The organism is Mesorhizobium sp. B2-8-5 (assembly GCF_006440675.2).
Lineage (GTDB): Bacteria > Pseudomonadota > Alphaproteobacteria > Rhizobiales > Rhizobiaceae > Mesorhizobium.
This window is the reverse complement of record NZ_CP083951.1, coordinates 4,351,362-4,368,351: the sequence shown is the minus strand read 5'-3', so window position 1 is coordinate 4,368,351 and position 16,990 is coordinate 4,351,362. Positions and strand designations below refer to the sequence as shown.

At 63.5% G+C, this 16,990-nt stretch carries 19 protein-coding genes; 16 read left to right on the top strand and 3 right to left on the bottom strand.

What is annotated here, in order from left to right:
* Positions 1–7: 7 nt before the first annotated feature.
* Complete coding sequence (locus FJ430_RS21240; protein WP_140657192.1) at positions 8–856, bottom strand: SDR family NAD(P)-dependent oxidoreductase; 849 nt, start codon at positions 854–856, stop codon at positions 8–10.
* A 191-nt stretch (positions 857–1,047) separates the two neighbouring features.
* Here FJ430_RS21240 and FJ430_RS21235 point away from each other — a divergent pair, with 191 nt between their 5' ends.
* The 6 genes from FJ430_RS21235 (at position 1,048) to FJ430_RS21210 (ending at position 5,572) form a co-directional block, all read left to right on the top strand.
* Complete coding sequence (locus FJ430_RS21235; RefSeq protein WP_140708856.1) at positions 1,048–2,082, top strand: cysteine synthase A; 1,035 nt, start codon at positions 1,048–1,050, stop codon at positions 2,080–2,082.
* Positions 2,079–2,825 carry an alanyl-tRNA editing protein gene (locus tag FJ430_RS21230; RefSeq protein ID WP_413467795.1) on the top strand — a complete coding sequence of 249 codons (747 nt, stop codon included), beginning with the start codon at positions 2,079–2,081 and terminating at the stop codon, positions 2,823–2,825. Before FJ430_RS21235 ends, FJ430_RS21230 begins: the two co-directional genes overlap by 4 nt.
* A gap of 32 nt (positions 2,826–2,857) precedes the next feature.
* Positions 2,858–3,709 carry a 3-mercaptopyruvate sulfurtransferase gene (gene sseA / locus FJ430_RS21225; protein ID WP_140708858.1) on the top strand — a complete coding sequence of 284 codons (852 nt, stop codon included), beginning with the start codon at positions 2,858–2,860 and terminating at the stop codon, positions 3,707–3,709.
* Positions 3,709–4,272 (top strand): GNAT family N-acetyltransferase, encoded by a 564-nt coding sequence (locus FJ430_RS21220; protein WP_140646287.1) that lies wholly within the window; start codon positions 3,709–3,711, stop codon positions 4,270–4,272. The genes sseA and FJ430_RS21220 overlap by 1 nt, the downstream gene beginning before the upstream one ends.
* A gap of 129 nt (positions 4,273–4,401) precedes the next feature.
* Positions 4,402–4,959, top strand: coding sequence for an OmpA family protein (locus tag FJ430_RS21215; protein WP_140708860.1), 558 nt, complete (start codon positions 4,402–4,404; stop codon positions 4,957–4,959).
* A gap of 145 nt (positions 4,960–5,104) precedes the next feature.
* Positions 5,105–5,572: a DUF1203 domain-containing protein gene (locus FJ430_RS21210; protein WP_140708862.1), complete on the top strand. Its 468-nt coding sequence runs from the start codon at positions 5,105–5,107 to the stop codon at positions 5,570–5,572.
* Positions 5,573–5,999: 427 nt separating this feature from the next.
* On the opposite strand, the gene ald is transcribed toward FJ430_RS21210, so the two are convergent.
* On the bottom strand, positions 6,000–7,115 hold the full coding sequence (ald, locus tag FJ430_RS21205; protein WP_095765477.1) for an alanine dehydrogenase: 1,116 nt from the start codon (positions 7,113–7,115) through the stop codon (positions 6,000–6,002).
* A 206-nt stretch (positions 7,116–7,321) separates the two neighbouring features.
* Here ald and FJ430_RS21200 point away from each other — a divergent pair, with 206 nt between their 5' ends.
* A complete protein-coding gene (locus tag FJ430_RS21200; RefSeq protein WP_140708864.1) occupies positions 7,322–7,795 on the top strand; it encodes an Lrp/AsnC family transcriptional regulator in 474 nt (157 codons plus the stop codon).
* Here the strand turns inward: FJ430_RS21200 and FJ430_RS21195 are convergent.
* Entirely contained in the window at positions 7,792–8,451 is a 660-nt protein-coding gene (locus tag FJ430_RS21195) for a 5-formyltetrahydrofolate cyclo-ligase (protein ID WP_140708866.1), read from the bottom strand. The two genes, FJ430_RS21200 and FJ430_RS21195, sit on opposite strands and share 4 nt — an antisense overlap.
* A gap of 173 nt (positions 8,452–8,624) precedes the next feature.
* Between FJ430_RS21195 and FJ430_RS21190 the strand changes: the two genes are divergently transcribed.
* The 9 genes from FJ430_RS21190 (at position 8,625) to eno (ending at position 16,874) form a co-directional block, all read left to right on the top strand.
* Positions 8,625–9,890: an NAD(P)/FAD-dependent oxidoreductase gene (locus tag FJ430_RS21190; RefSeq protein WP_140708868.1), complete on the top strand. Its 1,266-nt coding sequence runs from the start codon at positions 8,625–8,627 to the stop codon at positions 9,888–9,890.
* A gap of 140 nt (positions 9,891–10,030) precedes the next feature.
* A complete protein-coding gene (locus FJ430_RS21185) occupies positions 10,031–12,019 on the top strand; it encodes a bifunctional 2',3'-cyclic-nucleotide 2'-phosphodiesterase/3'-nucleotidase (RefSeq protein ID WP_140708870.1) in 1,989 nt (662 codons plus the stop codon).
* 144 nt (positions 12,020–12,163) lie between these two features.
* A complete protein-coding gene (locus FJ430_RS31640; RefSeq protein ID WP_264296002.1) occupies positions 12,164–12,292 on the top strand; it encodes a hypothetical protein in 129 nt (42 codons plus the stop codon).
* Positions 12,293–12,393: 101 nt separating this feature from the next.
* A complete protein-coding gene (locus FJ430_RS21180; protein ID WP_140646248.1) occupies positions 12,394–12,684 on the top strand; it encodes a Dabb family protein in 291 nt (96 codons plus the stop codon).
* A 70-nt stretch (positions 12,685–12,754) separates the two neighbouring features.
* Positions 12,755–13,639 carry a VOC family protein gene (locus tag FJ430_RS21175; protein WP_140708872.1) on the top strand — a complete coding sequence of 295 codons (885 nt, stop codon included), beginning with the start codon at positions 12,755–12,757 and terminating at the stop codon, positions 13,637–13,639.
* Positions 13,636–14,481, top strand: a complete 846-nt coding sequence (gene kdsA / locus FJ430_RS21170; protein ID WP_140708875.1) for a 3-deoxy-8-phosphooctulonate synthase — start codon at positions 13,636–13,638, stop codon at positions 14,479–14,481. The genes FJ430_RS21175 and kdsA overlap by 4 nt, the downstream gene beginning before the upstream one ends.
* An 86-nt stretch (positions 14,482–14,567) precedes the next feature.
* Positions 14,568–14,774, top strand: coding sequence for a dodecin family protein (locus tag FJ430_RS21165; RefSeq protein ID WP_140657211.1), 207 nt, complete (start codon positions 14,568–14,570; stop codon positions 14,772–14,774).
* 70 nt (positions 14,775–14,844) lie between these two features.
* Entirely contained in the window at positions 14,845–15,210 is a 366-nt protein-coding gene (locus FJ430_RS21160) for a PRC-barrel domain-containing protein (protein ID WP_095765629.1), read from the top strand.
* Between the two features lie 389 nt (positions 15,211–15,599).
* Complete coding sequence (eno, locus tag FJ430_RS21155; protein WP_140646244.1) at positions 15,600–16,874, top strand: phosphopyruvate hydratase; 1,275 nt, start codon at positions 15,600–15,602, stop codon at positions 16,872–16,874.
* The last annotated feature ends 116 nt before the right edge of the window (positions 16,875–16,990 follow it).

Genomic DNA, 16,990 nt, shown 5'->3' with positions numbered 1-16,990 from the left:
CGCCGGCTTATGTCGCCTTGTCGCCGGGCGGATCTTTTTTGCCGGGCAGCCTGCGGTCGAAATGCAATGGCCGCCCCCACCAGTGGGTGGTGAGACCAATGACGAACCGGCAGATCGGCCGCGGCAGCAGGCTGAGCAGTTTCAGGGGCAAGCTTACGTGGTACGGGAAGGTGACTTCGAAGCCGCCCTTCCTGATGCCGCGCGCCATGCGGCGTGACGCGCGATGCACAGGCATGAGGCCCGGCATCGGCAGCTTGTTCTTTTCGGTCAGCGGCGTGTCGACGAATCCCGGATTGATGACCTGAACGCGGATGTTCATCTTGTCGAAGTCGTATTTCAGCGACTCCGCCAGGATGTTGATCGCGGCCTTGGTGCCGCCATAGGCCGCCGTGGTCGGCCAGCCGCAATAGGCGGTGACCGATCCGACCAGGACGACATGGCCGCGTCCGCGTACGCGCATATGCTCGACGACCGGCACCACGCCGTTGACGATGCCGAAATAGTTCACGGCGAAAGAGCGATGGAAATCGCGCACCACCAGGTTCTCGCCGGGTGTGGCGATATAGTTGCCGGCGTTGAAGACGGCAAGCACGATCGGCCCCATCTGTTCTTCGATCGCGGCGGCCGCGCGCGCCATGCCCTGCTCGTCGGTCACGTCACAGGGAAAGGACTTCACATGTCCGGACATCTGCGCCGTTTCGACGATCAGCGTGTCGGCTGGATCTTCCGGCAGCGACGTCACCGCGACGGCATAGCCTTGATTGGCGAGATCCTTGGCCAACGCCCGGCCAAGGCCGCTGCTGCCGCCCGTGATCCAGGCGACACCGTCTTTCGGATTGGCCCGGTAGAGTGCCATGGGATGTCCTGCGAATGTTCCGGTTTGCTCTAGCGGCGGAGAAATCGGTTGAAAAGAGCGGTTTTGCGCATGACGTTGAAATGATCGCGAGCATTGCACCATCCGGAATGCGACTGGACCAGGCAAAATCTTGCCTTGAAACCGCGGCTTCCGGTTTTTAGGGTCTCGCCGCACACATGAAGGAATCCCGCATGCCCCGTTCTGTGATCGAAGCGATCGGCAACACGCCCCTGATCCGGCTCAACAAAGCCTCGGAAGCGACCGGTTGCGAGATCCTCGGCAAGGCCGAGTTCATGAATCCGGGGCAATCGGTGAAGGATCGGGCCGGCCTGTTCATCATCCGCGATGCCGAACAGCGTGGGCTCCTGAAGCCCGGCGGGCTTATCGTCGAAGGCACTGCCGGCAACACCGGCATCGGCTTGACGCTGGTCGCCAAGGCGCTCGGCTATCGCACCGTGATCGTCATCCCCGACACGCAGAGCCAGGAGAAGAAGGACACGATCAAGCTGCTTGGCGCCGAACTGATCGAAGTGCCGGCGGTCCCCTACAAGAACCCCAACAATTACGTGAGGCTGTCGGGCCGCCTTGCCGAGCAACTGGCGCGCTCGGAGCCGAACGGTGCGATCTGGGCCAACCAGTTCGACAATGTCGCCAACCGCGACGGCCATATCCGCACGACCGCGCAGGAAATCTGGGCTCAGACCAACGGCAAGATCGATGGCTTCGTCTCGGCCGTCGGCTCCGGCGGCACGCTCGCCGGTGTCGCGCTCGGGCTCAAGGGCAAGAGCAAGGACGTCAAGATCGCGCTCGCCGATCCGCTGGGCGCCGCGCTCTACAGCTTCTACACCAGCGGCGAACTGAAATCCGATGGCAGCTCGATCACCGAAGGTATCGGGCAGGGCCGCGTCACCGCCAATCTGGAAGATTTCACGCCGGATTTCTCCTACCAGATCCCGGACGAGGAAGCGTTGCCGATCATCTTCGACCTGATCCAGGAAGAGGGGCTCTGCGTCGGCGGCTCGACCGGCATCAACATCGCCGGCGCCATCCGGCTGGCGCGCGAGCTCGGTCCCGGCCACACCATCGTGACAATCCTTGCCGACTACGGCACGCGCTACCAGTCCAAGCTCTTCAATCCGGAGTTCCTGCGCGGCAAGAATCTTCCGGTGCCGGGCTGGATGGAAGAGAAGACCGACATTTCCGTGCCGTTCGAAAAGGTGGCATGATGGTGCGCAAGACCGAGACGCTGTTTCGCGACGACGCCTATCAGAAGTCGGCGGAGGCCGAGGTTGTCGCCGTCAACGACCGTGGCGGCATCCTGCTCGACCGGACAATCTTCTACGCCACGTCGGGCGGACAGCCGGGCGATACCGGCATGCTCGAACGTGCCGACGGCGGCCGCATCGCGATCGCCGCCACCATCACCGGCGAGACCAAGGACGAGATCATCCATGTGCCGGCACCGGAGCACGCGCTGCCCGCTGTCGGCGAAAGGCTGAAGCTCTTGATCGACTGGGAGCGGCGGCACCTTCTGATGCGCATGCATTCCGCCTGCCACCTGCTGACCGTGGTCTGTCCGTTTCCGATCACCGGGGCGGCGGTTGCCGAGGACGACAGCCGCGTCGACTTCGACATTCCCGACGCCGGCTTCAGCAAGGAGGATGTGACGGCGAGGCTGATGGAGCTCGTGCGCGCCGACCATCCGATCTTCACAAGGCTGATCACCGACGAGGAGCTCGCCGCCAATCCCGGCCTGGTGAAATCGAAGAATGTGCGGCCACCTGTCGGCACCGGCAATATCCGCCTGGTCTGCATCGGCGACAACGGTTCGATCGACAGCCAGCCCTGCGGCGGCACGCATGTGAAGTCGACCGGCGAGGTCGGCGAGATCCATATCGGCAAGATCGAGAAGAAAGGCCGCGAGAACCGGCGCTTCCGTATCCGCTTCGGATCGATACCGGCGAATTGACGTTGAGGCGAGGCGGGGCAGGGAGAACAAAAATGGCGCAGGACAGCCCTTTCATCGTCGACGCCGACTGGCTGGAAAAGCAGCTTGGCGAGCCCGGCCTCACCATCATCGACGCGTCTTGGTACCTGCCGGCGCAAAAGCGCGACGCTCGCGCCGAATACGATGCCGCTCACATTCCCGGCGCGCGCTTCCTCGACCAGGATGCGGTTTCCGATCCGGATTCGAAACTGCCGCACACATTGGCCTCGCCGCAGCACTTCGCCCAATATGTCGGCGCCATGGGCGTTTCAGCCGACGACACGATCGTCGTCTATGACGGTCCAGGCCTGTTCTCGGCGCCGCGCGCCTGGTGGATGTTCCGCGTCATGGGCGTCTTCCAGGTCTACATCCTGAACGGCGGCATCGACCGCTGGAAGGCCGAGGGGCGACCCGTGACGGCTGAGCCGACGAAGATCGCGCCAAGCGTCTTCCACGCCGATTTCGACGCGGGCCGGGTTGTCGGGCTCGACGAGATGCGCAGGATCGTCGGCGGCCGGAAGAGCCAGATCGCCGACGCGCGCTCTTCAGGCCGCTTTGCCGGCACCGATCCGGAGCCGCGCCCAGGCGTCCGTTCGGGCCATATGCCTGGCGCGCGCAATGTTCCGATCACGGCGCTTGCCGAGAATGGCGAGCTGCTGCCCAAGGATCGCTTGCGCAAGGTGATCGAGGGCGCCGGCATCGACCTGTCGAAGCCGGTCGTCACGTCCTGCGGCTCGGGCATCACCGCGGCGGCGATCACGCTGGCGCTGGAGACGCTCGGCCATACCGACAACCGGCTTTACGATGGTTCCTGGACAGAATGGGGCGGTCTCGGCGACACGCCGGTGGTGACGGGGAAAGAATGATGGAAAACGGCGCGCTGCAAGATATCGATGTCACGGTCACGTTCCTGGAGATGCATGCGGCGCCGGCGGTTTCGCCGCCAATCCCCTACAACCGCCAGATCGCGCTGCTGAAGACGAAAGATATCCCGCTCCATTTCTACCGCTATCTGATGGATCGCGTTGGGCGAAAATGGCACTGGGTCAATGTGCTGAGGCTGAGCGACGAGGAGCTTGCCGCCGGCCTGCACCGCGAGGACCGCGACATCAGGGTGCTCTATCTCGACGGCGCTCCCGCCGGCTTCTTCGACCTCAAGCCGCATCTGCCGGACGAGGTGGATCTCGCCTATTTCGGCATGATGGAGCATGCGCACGGCCAGGGCATCGGCCGCTGGTTCCTTGGCGCCGCGATCTCGGCGGCCTGGGCGCATGGGCCAAGGCGCGTCACCGTGCAGACCTGCACGCTCGACCATCCGGCGGCTCTCCCACTGTACCAGAAGCTCGGCTTCACGCCGGTGGCGCAGAAGAAGGAGGTCGTGCATCCGTTGAGCTTCGCCGAGCGCTCGGCCAGCGTCATGCGAGGCTAAGCCGTTCAAGCAATTCCGAACGGCAAGCTATAACGTCTCACCGCCTGAACGCCTCGTTCATCGCCGCTTCAGACTGTCTTTGCCATTGTCCCGGCCGCATTACGAGGCCGGGCTTGTAGGAGAAAAGACATGCTGACCCGACGTACATTCGCCGTAGCCATGATCGCGGCAATTGCCATGCCGAGCCTGGCATCCGCGCAGGCGACCACGCCTTCGGCTGCCACGATCGAGCGCCAGCTCGACGCCGCGCCCAGGAAGAAGCTACGCCCGAACGAGCGCGTCACCATTCGCGAGTTCAAGCGCCGGCCCGATCTGCGGCGCATGGCGCGCTCGATCGACATCCAGTCGATCAATTTCGAATTCGGCTCGGCCGCCATCGCCCCTTCGCAATACGGCAAGGTCGAAATCATTGCCGACGCGCTCCATCGCATCTTGCGGCGCGACCGTGGCGCCCGCATCCTGATCGAAGGCCATACCGACGCCGTGGGTTCTTTCGAATCGAACCAAGTCCTCTCCGAACGCCGCGCCGCGTCGCTGAAGCGGACGCTGGTGGGTGAGTTCGGCGTGCCCGCCTTCGCGCTGGACACCGTCGGCAATGGCGAGGAATTCCTGCTTGTGCAGACCCAGCAGGAGAACTGGCGCAACCGCCGCGTGACGCTGCGCCGCTTCGACGATTTCGTGCGGTGACGCTCAAGCAGACAATGTCGATATTGGGAGCCCGGTTGTTCAAAGCGGCCGGGTTCTTTCACATGCCCGCGCCGGCAGTCAGGAATCGGGTGGGAGCCATCGTCGAGGAGGCATAATTTCCGGAGATCGACACCGGAGATCTGCCATGAGCATCCAGTTCAAAGCCTTGCCGACCGAAGCCGTGCGCGCCTTGCAGCGGGGAGGGCCCGATGCCTACGGCCGCACCCCGGAGCACCGCATCTCCGACGGCGACGGCGTACCCTGCAGGCACTGCATGAAGAATGTCGCCGCAGGCAAAGGCTACCTGATCGTGGCTTACCGGCCGTTCCCGCAACTGCAGCCTTATGCCGAAACCGGCCCGATCTTCCTCCACGCCGAGGAATGCGAGCGCGCCGCCGAGGGCGATGCGCTGCCGGAGATGCTCGAAAGCAGCGACTATATCGTCAGGGGCTATGGCGAGGACGATCGCATCGTCTATGGCAGCGGCGCCGTCACGCCGACCGGCGAGATTGCCGCCCGGGCGCGGACGCTGTTTGGGCGCGACGACATCGCCTACATCCATGTCCGCTCGGCCCGGAACAATTGCTATCAATGCCGCATCGAGCGGGCATGACCCAAAAAAGAAGCCCGCCGATGGTCGGGCGGGCCGTTGGAGGGTCTGACAGAAGCTGTCGGCCAGTGCTGTCCGGGCCGGACTTGTCCGACCCGGCAGCTCAGGCCGCCAGTAACGGTCCGTCTCTAGGCATCTTTCTCGTCGAGCGAATGTGAAGCATTTCACACAAGGCCGCATAATGGCGGAAGAACGAAAAGAAGCGCATTTTCAAGACCGTCGTATTCTCGTCGTACTACTGCGCTAAAACGCAGCGGTTGCGATGTGTCGACCGCGGATGGACCGGCGGCAGATCGCGACAGTCGAAGAAGCGGGGCTTTTTGCTCCGCTTTTTTGTTGACCGGATTTTTCGACGGAAGCGCAGTTTCCGCGCAAGAAAAAACCCGCCGGAATGACCCGGCGGGCGACTGAAGGAAATCGTTGCAAATGATCAGGCGGCAAGGACCGCCTTCGGTTCGACCATTTCGTAGCCGAGCGCCTCAGCGACGGCGCGGTTGGTGATCTTGCCCTTATGAACATTGAGGCCGTTGCGCAAATGGTGGTCGTCGACCAGCGCCTTGAGGCCCTTGTCGGCGAGCTGCAGGCCATAGTGCAGCGTCGCGTTGTTGAGCGCGTGCGCCGAAGTGACCGGCACGGCGCCAGGCATGTTTGCCACGCAATAGTGGATCACGCCGTCGACCTCATAGGTCGGATCGGCGTGCGTCGTGGCATGCGAGGTCTCGAAGCAACCGCCCTGGTCGATCGCGACGTCGACCAGCACCGAGCCCTTCTTCATACCGGAAAGCATTTCGCGGGTGACGAGCTTGGGCGCCGCGGCGCCCGGGATCAGCACGGCGCCGATGACGATGTCGGCCGAGAAGCATTCTTCCTCCAGCGCTTCGACGGTCGAGTAGCGTGTGTGGACGCGGCCGCCGAAGATGTCGTCGAGCTGGCGCAGACGCGGGATCGAGCGGTCGATGATGGTGACGTCGGCGCCGAGGCCGACAGCCATCTTGGCCGCATGCAGGCCGACGACGCCGCCGCCGAGCACGGTGACCTTGCCGGGCAGCACGCCGGGCACACCGCCGAGCAGCACGCCGCGGCCGCCATTGGCCTTCTGCAGCGCAGTCGCGCCGGCCTGGATCGACAGGCGGCCGGCGACTTCCGACATCGGCGCGAGCAGCGGCAGGCCGCCGCGGTCGTCGGTCACGGTCTCATAGGCGATCGCGGTGACGCCCGAGCCAAGAAGACCCTTGGTCTGCTCCGGATCCGGAGCCAGATGAAGATAGGTGTAGAGGATTTGGCCGTCGCGCAGCTGGACCCATTCGTTTGGCTGCGGTTCCTTGACCTTGACGATCATGTCGGACTTGGCGAACACGTCGGCGGCCGTCTTGGCGATAGTGGCGCCGGCGGCGCGATAGGCGTTGTCGTCGGCGCCGATGCCGGCGCCAGCACCGGTCTCGACCAGCACTTCATGGCCATGCGCGACATATTCGCGGACCGAGCCCGGCGTCAGGCCGACGCGATATTCATGGTTCTTGATTTCCTTGGGGCAGCCGACACGCATTTTTCTTCTCCCTGTCCGCGCCCTTCAGGGGGCGCTCTCACTGTCGCTCGTGCATGTCACCGGGTCGAAAAAGCGGAGGGTGGACACGCAGTAACCGCAGTCAACCACGAATCGTTCCGTATGTGTTTGCGAATGCACTTGCGGTAATGGTCGCTCTTCGATAATCGTTGCGTAAAATGACTTGAAATTCGCAGGAACCACGAAAAATGCGGCTCGACAGGATTGATATCGCCATTCTGGAGTCTTTGCAGAAGGATGGCCGGATCCCCAATGCGGCGCTCGCGGAGAAGGTCGGCCTTTCCCAATCGGCCTGTTCGCGCCGGCTCGACAATCTGGAGAAGTCCGGAACCATCCGCGGGTACCACGCGCGGCTGTCCAATTCCGCGCTCGGCCACCAGATGACGGCGATTGTGCACATATCGCTGTCGGGGCAATTCGAAAAGACGCTGTCGGATTTCGAGGCGGCGATCAAGCGCTGCCCGAACGTGCTCTCCTGCCATCTGATGTCGGGCGAATACGACTACATCCTGCGCATCGCGGCGAAGGATCTCGTCGACTATGAGCGCATCCACAAGGAATGGCTGTCAGCCATGCCGCACGTCACCAAGATCAACTCGTCCTTCGCGCTGCGCGAGATCGTCGATCGCACGGCGGTCGGGCTGCGGCCTGAGATGGCTTAAACCGCTGCGGCTTCGGTCACCACAGTAGTCATTGGGATATCGTGCGGCTGCGGGTAGATGGTCGGGATGCGCTGCAATTCGTAGCCGACGCCGATCACCAGCGGCCTGAACGGCATTGCGGCAAGCGTGCGATCGTAAAAGCCGCCGCCATAACCCAGCCGATAGTTACCTGGATCGATGCCGACGATCGGCGAGATCACGATGTCGGGCAGCACCGGGTCGCCCTCGGCCGGGATCGGAATGTTCCACACGCCCTTTTCCAGCCGGTCGCCCTGTTTGTAGGCGCGAAACACCAGCGGCTGTCCCTTCTCGATGACGACGGGCAGCGCGGTGCGCCCACCGCGCTCGTTGATCGAGGCCATCCAGCCACGCAGATCCGGCTCGCCGCGAAACGGCCAGTAGAGGCTGACCATCCGGCCGGCTATGTCTCCGATCAGCGCGTCGAGGCCGTCCGCGATGCGCGCAGACATGGCCGCGCGCGCATCGGCTGAGACGACAAGGCGGGCGCCGATGAGCCGCTCGCGCTCGGCCTTGCGCCAGCGTCTGACATCCGTCCAGTCGGAGAACGGCTCCCGGTATTCCGGGTCGAGTTCATGCATGAAGCAGGGCGGCGAGGCGTATTGCGCCGGCCCTTCGTCGTCACGGGTGTCAGCCATGCTTGGCTCCTGTCGATTTGTTTCACGCTATACTCATGGCTGTGCGGTCGCATGTGCATTCACGACGCCGCGCGACGACTCCCGGGCATGGTTATTGCCCGATCCAACATTGTTGCAGCGCACAAAAATACTTACATCACGGGTGACGGTTACACTTGGCGAGACGGAATGAAATGAGCGAAACCGAGCATAACGTCGTTGTCGTCGGTGCCGGCTTCGGCGGCCTCGAACTCACGCGTGCGCTGGCGGGAGGTCCGGTGCGCATCACCATGATCGACAAACGCAACCACCATCTTTTCCAGCCGCTGCTTTATCAGGTGGCGACGACGTCGCTTGCGACCTCTGAGGTTGCCTGGCCGATCCGTCATCTGCTGCGCAGGCGCAAGGACGTGACGACGCTTCTCGGCAATGTCACCGGCGTCGACCGCGCCGGCAAACGCGTGCTGCTCGAAGACGGCAGCTCGGTTCTTTATGACACGCTGGTGCTCGCCACCGGCGCGCGCCACGCCTATTTCGGCCATGACGAGTGGGAGCCGTTCGCGCCGGGTCTGAAGACGCTCGAGGACGCCACGACGATCCGGCGACGCATCCTGCTGGCCTTCGAGCAGGCGGAGCGCGAAACCGATCCAGCGAAGCGCCAGGCCCTGCTGACGCTGGTCATTGTCGGCGGCGGGCCGACCGGTGTCGAACTCGCAGGCACCATTGTCGAGCTCGCGCATGACACACTGCGCGGCGAGTTCCGCAACATCGACACCCGACAGGCGCGCGTCGTGCTGATCGAGGCCGGCGACCGGATCCTGGCCAATTTCGCGCCGCAGCTTTCCGACTATGCCCGCAAGGCGCTGGAACGGCTGGGCGTCACCGTCGAGCTCGGGCGCCCTGTCACGAAACTGGATGCCGAAGGCGTCGTCTTCGGCGACGCGCACCTGCCGGCAAGGACGATCATCTGGGCGGCGGGCGTTGCCGCTTCGCCCGCGGCCGAATGGCTGGGGGCGGCGGCCGACCGGGCGGGCCGGGTGCTGGTCGAACCCGACCTCACTGTGCCCGGCAATCCAGACATTTTCGTCATCGGCGACACCGCGCATGTGCTGCGGCCGGATGGAAAGCCGGTACCGGGTGTGGCGCCGTCGGCCAAGCAGGAGGGCAAACACGTCGCCGCGACGATCAAGGCGCGGCTGGCCGGCGACACCGCGACGTGTCCTTTCCGCTACAAGCATGCCGGCGACCTGGCGACGATCGGCAAGCGCGCCGCTGCCATCGATTTCGGTTGGATCAAGCTCACCGGCTGGCCCGCCTGGTGGCTCTGGGGCATAGCGCACATCTATTTCCTGATCGACTTCCGCAACCGCCTGGCGGTCTCGCTTAGCTGGCTATGGATATATCTTACCGGCCAGCGCAGCGCGCGGCTGATCACCCAGGGCGACGACGACAAGAGCTGATTTCCTCGCCGTCATCGGCTTCATCGAGACGTCACCTTCTCGTGATCGAAAGGCCTTTCGCGCGCGTGGACTCGAAGCCTCATCAGCGCCATGCTCCATGCCTGGGGCAGGGTCGTCGCGTTGTCGAAGAGGAGAAGAAAATGTCACGGCTGCCCATCTCCCGTCGCGGATTCTCCCGTCGCGAATTCCTGGCTGGCGCCGCTGCCGGCGGCGCGCTGATCATGCTGCATCCGTTCTCCGCCCGCGCCGCGGCCAATCAGGCGCATCTCAGGATCATGGAGACGGCCGACATCCATGTGAACCTGCTGCCTTACGATTACTACGCCGACAAGGCGAACGACACGATGGGCCTGTCGCGCACCGCCTCGCTGATCGACGCGGTGCGCAAGGAAGCCGTGAATTCGATGCTGATCGACAATGGCGACTTGCTGCAGGGCAGTCCGATGGGCGACTACATAGCCTACGAGAAAGGCATGAAGGACGGCGACCTGCACCCCGTCATGAAGGGCATGAACGTGCTCGGCTATGAATGCTCGACGCTCGGCAACCATGAATTCAATTATGGGCTGTCCTTTCTCGACAAGGTGTTGGCCGGCGCCAACTTTCCCTTCGTCTGCGCGAACCTGATCCGCGGCACCACGCTTGCCGCGAACCCGCGCGACGACAAGCTCTACCTCAAGCCCTATGTCATCCTCGACAGGAAGATCAAGGATGGGTCAGGGGCCGAGCAACCGATCAGGATCGGCGTCATCGGCTTCGTGCCGCCGCAGATCATGGTCTGGGACCTGAAGAACCTCGAAGGCAACGTCCAGACGCGCGATATCGTCGAGGCGGCCAAGGCCTGGGTGCCGCAGATCAGGGAGGAAGGCGCCGATATCGTCATCGCGCTTTCGCATTCCGGCATCGATATCAAGCAAGGCGACAAGATGGAGAACGCCTCGTTCTTCGTCGCCGGCGTCGAGGGCATCGACGCGGTCTTCACCGGCCACCAGCATCTGGTCTTCCCCGGCAAGAAGGATTTCCAGGCGCTCGCAGGCGTCGACACCGAGAAGGGCACGCTGCAGGGCAAGCCGGCCGTCATGGGCGGCTTCTGGGGTTCGCATATGGGTCTGATCGACCTGCTTCTGGAGCGCGACGGCTCGAAGTGGCGGATCGTCTCGGCCACCTCCGAGGCGCGGCCGATCTATGAGCGCGTCGACAACAAGAACAAGGCAACAGTTGGCGACGACAAGCGCATCATCGCGGCGCTCGAGCAGGACCACGAGGCAACCCTTGCCTATGTCCGCCGCCCCGTCGGCAAGACATCGGCGCCGCTCTACTCCTACTTCGCTCTGGTGGCCGACGATCCGTCCGTCCAGATCGTCAACCAGGCGCAGACCTGGTATCTCAAGAACATATTGAAGAGCACTGAGTGGAAGGACGTGCCGCTCCTGTCGGCGGCGGCGCCCTTCAAGGCCGGCGGCCGCAACGGCGCCGACTACTATACCGACGTTCCCGCGGGCGATATCGCCATCAAGAATGTCGCCGACCTCTATCTTTACCCGAACACGGTGCGCGCCGTCGAAATCACCGGCACCGAGGTGAAGGAATGGCTGGAGATGTCCGCCGGCATCTTCAACCATATCGAGCCGGGCAAAGCGGATCAGCTGCTGATCAACACAGACTTCCCATCCTATAATTTCGACGTCATCGACGGCATCACCTACCGGATCGACCTGTCGCAGCCGCCGAAATACGATGCCAAGGGCGGCGTCGCGAACGCCGGTTCCAATCGCATCGCCGACCTGAAATTCAACGGGAAACCGATTGATCCGGCAGCGAAATTCGTCGTTGCCACCAACAATTACCGCGCTGGCGGCGGCGGCAATTTCCCCGACATCGACGCCTCGAAGATCATCTACGAAGCGCCGGACACCAACCGCGACGTGATCGTGCGCTACGTCGTCAGCGAGGGCACGATCAACCCTTCGGCGGACGACAACTGGTCCTTCGCGCCGCTGCCCGGCGCCAGCGTCGTCTTCGAGACCGGACCGGGCGCCAAGGATTTCATCGCCGACGTGAAATCCTTGAAGATAGAGCCTGCCGGCGATGGCGAGGCGGGCTTTGCCAGATATCGCATCACGCTTTGACGTCGTGCCGCGTCGACGCGGCTGCCTAGGCGGCCGCCCGCGCCGCCGCTGACGGGAAAGCGCTTCAGGCAAAAAGCAGTGAACTGCCAAAATCGCTGCCCCGGCCGCTCTGGTTCCGGCTGTCCGCATGGGATAGTTTTAGCCATGCGTTATGTGATCGTCATCGCCGCCATCACCTTCTTCCTGTTCTGGGACGGCCTCTACAATCGCGGCCACTACCTCGACGCGACCGTACGGGAAGTGTCACGCATCGTGCGCTACGTCACCGGGTAAGGTCTCGCCGCTTTCGCATCGCGGCGCGACATCGTTGCCGGTTGACGCCCGGGCGTTGCTCCCACAGAAACACCGCTGAACCGAAGACCAGGGAGGCTGGCTTGATCCGGCACATCGTTTTCTTCAGCGTGCGGCGCAGGGAAGATGTCGAGGCTGTGCGCTCGGGCCTGCTGGCGCTCGGCAAGATTCCGCACTCGAAGCATTTCGAGGTGACGCTCAACACCAAGGTCGATCTGTTTTCCAACGCGATCGATGTCGTCGTCTATGCCGAGTTCGAGGACGAGGCGGCCCTTGCCGCCTACAAGGCGGATCCGATCTATGCGGACACGACCAGCAAGGTGAAGCCGCTGCGCGAACTGCGCTATTCGGCGGATGTCGTGGCCGCGGCCTGAAGCGGCAGAGCACGTTCCTTCGGTCCGCCGCTCTTGAACAGCCGGCCGGAATGGGGCACACCGCGCCGGCATGATCAAAAGCTCCGCCCATCCGCTCGACCACCTCGTGCTGCCTACCGGAAGCCTCGATGCCGCGCGGTCGCGTCTGGCCTCGCTCGGCTTTGTCGTCGCGCCCACGGGCATCCACCCTTTCGGCACGCAGAACGCCTGCGTCTTTTTCGCCGACGGCACCTATCTCGAGCCGCTGGCGGTGGGAAATGAACAGGCAGCAGGACAAGCAATCGCGGCCGGCAATGTCTTCATATCGCGCGACCGCCTTTATCGCGAGCGGCTGGGCGAGGAGGGTTTTTCGGCCGTCGTGCTTGGAGCCGGCAATGCCGACGCCGACCATGCGCGCTTTGTCGAAGCCGGCCTGTCGGCCGGCGACATGCTTAGTTTCTCACGCGTGTTCACCGACGCGAACGGAAAGAGCGATACGGCGTCTTTCAAGCTGGCCTTCGCGGCCGCCAAGGAGGCGCCGGACGCCTTCCTCTTCGCCTGCGAGCGCGTCAACGCGCCGAAGATCGATCGCACGGCGCTTCAGGCGCATGCCAATGGCGTGACCGGCATCGTCGAAGTGGTTGCGGTCAGTGACGCGCCTTCCGCGCAGATCGGGCTGATCTCTATCGCCGTCGGCGCGAGTGCCGACGACCTTGGGGCGGGCGACGCGGTGCGGCTGCCGAACGCAATCCTAAGCGTCGTCACGCCTGAAACCTACACGCGGCGCTTCGGCCTGGCGGCCGAGCCGTCGTCGCATTTCCGGTTTGAGGCGATTGTTTTCTCGATCCGCGACAAAGCTTCAGTTGCGCACGTGCTTGCGGCCGGCGCCGTCGATCACAACATGAGCGGCAATGATGTCGTCGTTCCGCCGGCGCCCGGGCAGGGCGCCGCCTTCATCTTCCGGGAGAACCCATGAGCAAGCCCCTGGCGCCCAATGCATCGGTAACCGTCGGCAAGGTCGTCTTCGCCAACAATGCACCGCTGTCGCTGATCGCCGGCCCGTGCCAGCTTGAATCGCGCCAGCATGCTTTCGACATGGCCGGCGCGCTGAAGGAGCTGACGGAACGTCTGGGTATCGGCCTCGTCTACAAGACCAGCTACGACAAGGCCAACCGCACCTCGCTGTCGGCGACGCGCGGCGCCGGGCTCGATGCGGCGATGCCGATCTTCGACGATCTGCGCAAGGAGTTTGGGCTCCCGGTGCTGACCGACGTCCACACCGAGGAACAGTGTGCGATCGTCGCGCCGCATGTCGATGTCCTGCAGATCCCGGCTTTCCTGTCGCGCCAGACCGACATGCTGGTCGCCGCCGCCAGGACCGGCAAGGTCATCAATGTGAAGAAGGGCCAGTTTCTCGCGCCCTGGGACATGAAGAACGTCGTCGCCAAGATCACCGGTTCCGGCAATCCGAACGTGCTGACCACCGAGCGCGGTGTCTCGTTCGGCTACAACACGCTGGTCTCGGACATGCGCGCGCTGCCGCTCATGGCCGAGATCGGCGCCCCGGTTATCTTCGACGCCACCCATTCGGTGCAGCAGCCGGGCGGGCAAGGCGGCTCCTCCGGCGGCGAACGGCGCTTTGTCGCGACGCTCGCGCGCGCGGCCGTAGCCGTCGGCGTCGCCGGCGTCTTCATCGAAACCCATCAGGACCCGGACAATTCGACGTCTTCGGATGGCCCCAATATGTTGCCTCTCAAGGACATGCCGGCGCTGCTGGAGAAGCTGATGGCCTTCGACCGGATCGCCAAGGGCCACTGATCCGACGCGATCCTGCGCCGGCTTGTGGTTGCACCGGGCCGGGACTACGCTCGTTTCGTAACTGAGCGTCTTGGCAGGAGGAAGCCATGTCCGTTGCCCGCGTCACCGAAATCACGTCGTCGTCCACGAAGAGCTTTCAGGATGCCATCGAGCAGGGCATCGCGCGCGCCGCAAAAACCCTGAAGAACGTCGAGGGCGCCTGGATCCAGGACCAGAAGATCGTCGTCGAAGACGGCAAGATCGCCGCTTACCGCGTCAATATGAAAGTCACCTTCATCCTCACCGACAGCTGAGCAAGTCGTCGGGAACCTTAGTGCGCTCCTCTCATTGTCAATGCATGCATTCAACGAGAGGAGAACCATCATGACCACCCCGTCCGGGCATACCGAAGCCATCGCCGCCTCACGCGTCATCGGCACGTCTGTCTACAACACCGAAGGCAAGAGCATCGGCAGCATCGAGGACGTCATGCTCGACAAGATGTCGAACGGCATCATGTTCGCCGTCATCGGTTTCGGCGGCTTCCTTGGCATGGGCGAGAAGTACCACGCCGTTCCGTGGGCGACGCTCGATTATGACGAGGACAGAGGCGGCTATGTCGTGCCGTTCACCAAGGAGCAGCTCCAGGCGGCGCCTGCATATTCGATCGACGAGCTGACCGGCGCCGACGGCGAAGCCGCCCGCGATGCTTCATTCCAGTATTACCATGTGAAGCCCTATTGGCATTGATCGCACGATCGGCAAGCTGAAAATCGAAAGGCCCCCGACATAAAGCCGGGGGCCTTTGACGTTTACCTACTCCGCTGCGTTGAGAGTCGATAGCTCTGCCGAACTCTGCTGGGGTTTCCGGTCGTCGCATGACGTCAGGAACGCCGCCGCGATCAGGAACAAACTCACGATACCGCTCAACTGGGACATGGCGAAACTCCTCCTGTTTCGCCCCGCGCGAATGCGACCATAGATGAGAAGGCCGTGCAGTGCGCATGACTTATGATGACAGAAATTTGCGCTTCGTGACTCTTGCCCGCGGCAATAATTGCGGCCCCGCCGATTGCCTTTTGCTCCGCTTTGGCTAAGAGGGGCGCGACGCTTCAATCGATCAATCGGGGACATCGCAAATGACCGCCATCATCGACATTGTCGGGCGTGAAATCCTGGACAGCCGTGGCAATCCGACCGTCGAGGTCGACGTGGTGCTGGAAGATGGCTCGATGGGCCGCGCCGCGGTACCGTCGGGCGCATCGACCGGCGCGCATGAGGCGGTTGAGGTGCGGGACGGCGGGCCGCGCTATCTCGGCAAGGGCGTTCAGCGCGCCGTCGAAGCGGTGAACGGCGAGCTGTTCGAGGCGATCGGCGGCATGGAAGCCGAGAACCAGATCCATATCGACCAGACGATGATCGAGCTCGACGGGACGCCGAACAAGAGCCGCCTCGGCGCCAATGCCATCCTCGGCGTGTCGCTGGCGGTCGCCAAGGCCGCGGCGGAAGCCGCGGGCCTGCCGCTCTACCGTTATGTCGGCGGCACCAAGGCGCACATCCTGCCGGTGCCGATGATGAACATCATCAATGGCGGCGCGCATGCCGACAATCCGATCGATTTCCAGGAATTCATGATCCTGCCGATTGGCGCGCCGACGCTGCGCGACGGCGTGCGCTGGGGCTCGGAGATTTTCCACACGCTGCGCAAGAAGCTCAAGGATGCCGGCCACAACACCAATGTCGGCGACGAGGGCGGCTTCGCTCCCAACCTGAAGAGCGCGCCTTCGGCGCTCGATTTCATCATGGAATCGATCGAGAAGGCCGGCTTCAAGCCTGGTGAGGACGTGGCCCTCGGTCTCGATTGCGCGGCGACCGAGTTCTTCAAGGACGGCAACTACGTCTATGAGGGCGAGAAGAAGACCCGCGATCCGAAGGCGCAGGCCAAGTACCTTGCCAAGCTCGCGGCCGACTATCCGATCATCACCATCGAGGACGGCCTTGCCGAGGACGATTGGGAAGGCTGGAAGATCCTGACCGACCTGATCGGCAAGAAGACCCAGCTCGTCGGCGACGATCTCTTCGTCACCAACACGGCGCGGCTGCGCGACGGCATCCGCATGGGCGTCGCCAATTCGATCCTGGTCAAGGTCAACCAGATCGGCTCGCTGACAGAGACGCTCGATGCCGTCGAGACCGCGCACAAGGCCGGCTACACCGCCGTCATGTCGCATCGCTCGGGCGAGACCGAGGATTCGACCATCGCCGACCTCGCGGTCGCCACCAATTGCGGGCAGATCAAGACCGGCTCCCTGTCGCGCTCGGACCGCACCGCCAAATACAACCAGCTCATCCGCATCGAGGAAGAGCTCGGCAAGCAGGCGCGCTACGCCGGCAAGTCGGTGGTCAAGGGCTGACCCAGCCCGTTCGAACAGTCTGAAAAGGGCGGGTCATTCCCGCCCTTTTTTGTTCCGGCGATCCTCGATAAGGCCGCCCGTAACCGTCCATTAAGCACAATCGGGCGAAATACGAC

Excerpts from the sequence above, each read along its gene's own strand:
- FJ430_RS21220 (WP_140646287.1), top strand. The coding sequence starts at position 3,709 with ATGGAAAACGGCGCGCTGCAAGATATCGATGTCACGGTCACGTTCCTG.
- FJ430_RS21215 (WP_140708860.1), top strand. The coding sequence starts at position 4,402 with ATGCTGACCCGACGTACATTCGCCGTAGCCATGATCGCGGCAATTGCC.
- FJ430_RS21165 (WP_140657211.1), top strand. The coding sequence starts at position 14,568 with ATGTCCGTTGCCCGCGTCACCGAAATCACGTCGTCGTCCACGAAGAGC.
- FJ430_RS31640 (WP_264296002.1), top strand. The coding sequence starts at position 12,164 with ATGCGTTATGTGATCGTCATCGCCGCCATCACCTTCTTCCTGTTCTGG.
- FJ430_RS21185 (WP_140708870.1), top strand. The coding sequence starts at position 10,031 with ATGTCACGGCTGCCCATCTCCCGTCGCGGATTCTCCCGTCGCGAATTC.
- sseA (WP_140708858.1), top strand. The coding sequence starts at position 2,858 with ATGGCGCAGGACAGCCCTTTCATCGTCGACGCCGACTGGCTGGAAAAG.
- FJ430_RS21160 (WP_095765629.1), top strand. The coding sequence starts at position 14,845 with ATGACCACCCCGTCCGGGCATACCGAAGCCATCGCCGCCTCACGCGTC.
- FJ430_RS21175 (WP_140708872.1), top strand. The coding sequence starts at position 12,755 with ATGATCAAAAGCTCCGCCCATCCGCTCGACCACCTCGTGCTGCCTACC.
- FJ430_RS21210 (WP_140708862.1), top strand. The coding sequence starts at position 5,105 with ATGAGCATCCAGTTCAAAGCCTTGCCGACCGAAGCCGTGCGCGCCTTG.
- kdsA (WP_140708875.1), top strand. The coding sequence starts at position 13,636 with ATGAGCAAGCCCCTGGCGCCCAATGCATCGGTAACCGTCGGCAAGGTC.
- FJ430_RS21200 (WP_140708864.1), top strand. The coding sequence starts at position 7,322 with ATGCGGCTCGACAGGATTGATATCGCCATTCTGGAGTCTTTGCAGAAG.
- FJ430_RS21190 (WP_140708868.1), top strand. The coding sequence starts at position 8,625 with ATGAGCGAAACCGAGCATAACGTCGTTGTCGTCGGTGCCGGCTTCGGC.
- FJ430_RS21195 (WP_140708866.1), bottom strand. The coding sequence starts at position 8,451 with ATGGCTGACACCCGTGACGACGAAGGGCCGGCGCAATACGCCTCGCCG.
- FJ430_RS21240 (WP_140657192.1), bottom strand. The coding sequence starts at position 856 with ATGGCACTCTACCGGGCCAATCCGAAAGACGGTGTCGCCTGGATCACG.
- ald (WP_095765477.1), bottom strand. The coding sequence starts at position 7,115 with ATGCGTGTCGGCTGCCCCAAGGAAATCAAGAACCATGAATATCGCGTC.
- eno (WP_140646244.1), top strand. The coding sequence starts at position 15,600 with ATGACCGCCATCATCGACATTGTCGGGCGTGAAATCCTGGACAGCCGT.
- FJ430_RS21235 (WP_140708856.1), top strand. The coding sequence starts at position 1,048 with ATGCCCCGTTCTGTGATCGAAGCGATCGGCAACACGCCCCTGATCCGG.
- FJ430_RS21230 (WP_413467795.1), top strand. The coding sequence starts at position 2,079 with ATGATGGTGCGCAAGACCGAGACGCTGTTTCGCGACGACGCCTATCAG.